This is a genomic window from Streptomyces sp. NPDC059037, assembly GCF_042740015.1.
Lineage (GTDB): Bacteria > Actinomycetota > Actinomycetes > Streptomycetales > Streptomycetaceae > Streptomyces.
In genome coordinates, this window is sequence record NZ_JBHYIG010000475.1 from 1 (window position 1) to 3,514 (window position 3,514).

The 3,514-nt window shown below is 71.5% G+C and carries 2 protein-coding genes and 1 pseudogene; 1 reads left to right on the forward strand and 2 read right to left on the reverse strand.

What is annotated here, in order from left to right:
- Window positions 1-258: 258 nt before the first annotated feature.
- Window positions 259-1,623, reverse strand: a complete 1,365-nt coding sequence (locus ACFWY6_RS44780) for a CAP domain-containing protein (protein ID WP_384703506.1) — start codon at window positions 1,621-1,623, stop codon at window positions 259-261.
- A gap of 190 nt (window positions 1,624-1,813) precedes the next feature.
- Here ACFWY6_RS44780 and ACFWY6_RS44785 point away from each other — a divergent pair, with 190 nt between their 5' ends.
- On the forward strand, window positions 1,814-3,151 hold the full coding sequence (locus ACFWY6_RS44785; protein WP_384703509.1) for a radical SAM protein: 1,338 nt from the start codon (window positions 1,814-1,816) through the stop codon (window positions 3,149-3,151).
- 69 nt (window positions 3,152-3,220) lie between these two features.
- Here the strand turns inward: ACFWY6_RS44785 and ACFWY6_RS44790 are convergent.
- Window positions 3,221-3,406, reverse strand: a pseudogene (locus ACFWY6_RS44790) (hypothetical protein); the annotation flags it as partial.
- Between the last annotated feature and the right edge of the window lie 108 nt (window positions 3,407-3,514).

Below are 3,514 nucleotides of genomic sequence, written 5' to 3' on the forward strand. Positions count from 1 at the left end.
CCTTTGCTGATGGGCCAGGCTGTGATGCGGACGCGGGCCGGTGCGTGAGGCCTCAACGCACGTCCTGGCGCGGGCGGGCGGGGTGTCCGGTGGCGGTCGGCTGACGGGCCCGGCCGGTGATTCCGGCGGAGGGGCCCGGACGGGGGCATCCTTGCCGAGGGACCCGGCCGTGACGTGGACGCGGGCCGGGGCGCGAAGGCCCCACCTCGCGCCCCGGCCCGCTCTGCAAGCAGACGCCGTCCGCGTCGCCCGGGTTGCTCAGCCGCCGAAGAGCTGGGTCCAGTAGGTGCCTGCCGAACCGCCGCCCGCGAAGCCGACGCCGAGGTGGGTGAAGGAGGGCTTGAGGATGTTGGCCCGGTGGCCGGGACTGTTCATCCAGCCGTCCACCACCTCGGCCGGACTGCGCTGCCCGCAGGCGATGTTCTCGCCTATCGCGCGGTGCGCGCTGCCCGCGGCGGACGCACGGTGCCAGGGTTCGCCGCCGTCCGGCGACGTGTGGGAGTAGAAGGCGCGCGCGACCATGTCCGTGCTGTGCCCCTGAGCGGCCACGGTGAGGAGAGGGTCGGGGGACAGGGGCCGCAGACCGGCCGCCGTCCGCTCGGCGTTGGTGAGCCGCAGCACGGCGGAAGCCCAGTCGGCCAGGCCCCGCGGAGTGAGCGGGGTGGCCCACACCGCCGTCCAGAAGACGTCCCCGGAGCGGCCGTCGACGCACTGGGCCACACCCACTTGCGTGTACGCCCGGTCCAGGACCGTACGCCGCGACTGCTCGCCCGAGAGGCAGTACTCCACGAACTCGGCGGGTGTCCGCGGCCCGGAGACCAGGTGCTCGCCGATGGTGAGATACGTGTACCCGCCCGCGACGACCCGCTGGTAGAGGGACGAACCGTCCGCGTTCTCCGAGCTGAGCGCCGACCGGGCCGCCATACCGGCGGCGTGCGTGCTCGCCGCCGCCGTCAGCCGGGCGTCGAGCGTGACCGGCGGCACCCCGGCCTTTCCGCGCGCGGCGTTCACCAGGGGGAGGAATCCGTCCAGGCCGGGAGGCGCGGCGAGGTCGGGCGCCGCTGAGGGGAGCGGCGGCGACGGGGCGTGAGGCGCGGGTGCCGACGACGGGAGCGGCGGAGGCTGCGGTGCCGGCGGCGCATCGTCCTCCGCCACATCCACCCCGAAGTCCCGCGCCACCCCCGCGAGCCCGTCCGCGTACCCCTGACCGAGTGCCCGCAGCTTCCAGACGGGACCCCTGCGGTAGATCTCCGCGAGCAGCAGCACGGTCTCGCGGCCGGGGCGCGGCGGGGTGAAGCGGGCGACGAGCTGCCCGCCGGGACCGTGCACCTGAAGTGCGATGCCGGGCAGCCGCTCCAGGGGAGTGCCCGGATCGGCGGGGCTCACGGCCACGGTGACACGGCTGGCACCGGCGCGCAGGCGCCGCCCGTCGACGGTCACCGTGTCGCCCTGGAGGCGCGCGCCGGACGTCGCGGGCTGGTTGTAGAAGACGAAGTCGCCGTCGCCCGCGACCTTCCCGCTGTCGCCGGTGACGATCACGGACAGGTCGAAGGGACCGGGCACACGCAGGGTGACCGCGCCGTCGGGCAGCGGCACATTGCCGCCGGGAACCAGCTCGTTCATGCAGGGACAACGGCAGGCCGGTGCCGCGAGGTTCCCGGCCACCCCGTGGAGGGAGGCACGTCACGCAGGGCTACCACCGAGGTCTGAGACCGGCTGAGACCGGAGTCGGATCCGCGGCGCACGGGACGGGTATTAGCGTGGGGGCCACGGGAAAGCACAATTCACCGACAGGATCCGAGGTGCCCGGCCGATGGCAAGCCGCAGCGAGAGCCGTACCCAGCTCGTCGAGTCACTCATGGAGCGGTTCCCGCACGTGCCCAGAGAGGCGGTGATCAAGGAAGACCTGCTCAGGGGAGGCATCGCCTTCGACGAATCGGCGCTCAGCGACAATGAGGACGGCGACGTCAAGCCGAAGTCGTACTTCATCTTCTCCTTCGACCACGGCACGCTCCCCGAGCTCGGCGCCGCGGCCCTGCGCCGCCCGCCCGAGGAGATCGTCCTCACCGGCGGTCCCTACGAACTGCGCCGCACGGTCGTCTCGGTCCGCGTGAACCCGTCATCGCCGTACCGCGTGGCGGCGGACGACGACGGCGTCCTCGGCCTCTATCTGGACGGCGTGCGCATCTCGGACGTGGGCCTGCCGCCGATGCCGGACTACTACCGGCACACATTGGAGAACGGCAAGTCGGTCATGGAGGTGGCACCCACCATCCAGTGGGGCTACCTCATCTATCTGACGGTCTTCCGCGTCTGCCAGTACTTCGGCGCCAAGGAGGAGTGCCAGTACTGCGACATCAACCACAACTGGCGCCAGCACAAGGCGGCGGGCCGCCCCTACACGGGCGTGAAGCCCGTCGACGAGGTCCTCGAAGCGCTCGCCATCATCGACAAGTACGACACGAACAAGTCCTCCACCGCCTACACACTGACCGGCGGCGCCGTCACCTCGAAGGTCGGCGGCAAGGACGAGGCGGACTTCTACGGTCAGTACGCGAAAGCCATCGAGGAGCGCTTCCCCGGCCGCTGGATCGGCAAGGTCGTGGCACAGGCGCTCCCCAAGGCGGACGTGCAGCGCTTCCACGACTACGGCGTGCGGATCTACCACCCCAACTACGAGGTGTGGGACCCGTATCTGTTCGAGCGGTACTGCCCCGGCAAGGAGCGCTATGTCGGCCGTGACGAGTGGCACCGCCGCATCCTGGACTCCGCGGAGGTCTTCGGCCCGCGCAATGTGATCCCGAACTTCGTGGCGGGCGTGGAGATGGCCGAGCCGTTCGGCTTCAAGACGGTGGGCGAGGCCATCGACTCCACCGTCGAGGGGCTCCAGTACTTCATGTCGCGCGGCATCACCCCGCGCTTCACCACCTGGTGCCCGGAGCCGACGACGCCGCTGGGCAAGGCCAACCCGCAGGGCGCGCCGCTGGAGTACCACGTCCGCCTGCTCGAGGCGTACCGCGCGACGATGGAGGCCAACGGCCTGACGTCGCCGCCCGGTTACGGCCCGGCGGGCCCGGGGAACGCGGTGTTCTCCGTCTCCTCCTTCATGGACAGCCTGCCCGCCGAGGAGGCAGCACCCGAGAAGGTCTAAGGGGCTGCCGCCGAGAAGGTCCAAAGGGCTGCCCCCGAGAAGGGTCTCGGGGGCAGCCAGCGCCGAAAGCAGCCGTTCGGCCTCCGCCGTCACCGAGGTGAGGGCGGAGGCGGGGTCGGGCGAACGGGCCAGGAGCATGCCCGCCTCGCACAGCGCGCCGAACATCATCTGGCAGCGCACATCCAGATCCTGCTCTCTGTCGCCGAAGTGCCCGGCGCCCGCCGCGGCGCGCATTCCGTCGGTCAACACCCGCAACGTATGGGCGTACTCGAGGGGCGGGAGACATCGCCGCGAATCCGCGGTGTTTGGGGTAGGGGCGGGGTTGGGGAAGGAGAATCACCCGAACGAGGCCCGCTCCAGCCA

Excerpts from the sequence above, each read along its gene's own strand:
- ACFWY6_RS44780 (WP_384703506.1), bottom strand. The coding sequence starts at position 1,623 with ATGAACGAGCTGGTTCCCGGCGGCAATGTGCCGCTGCCCGACGGCGCG.
- ACFWY6_RS44785 (WP_384703509.1), top strand. The coding sequence starts at position 1,814 with ATGGCAAGCCGCAGCGAGAGCCGTACCCAGCTCGTCGAGTCACTCATG.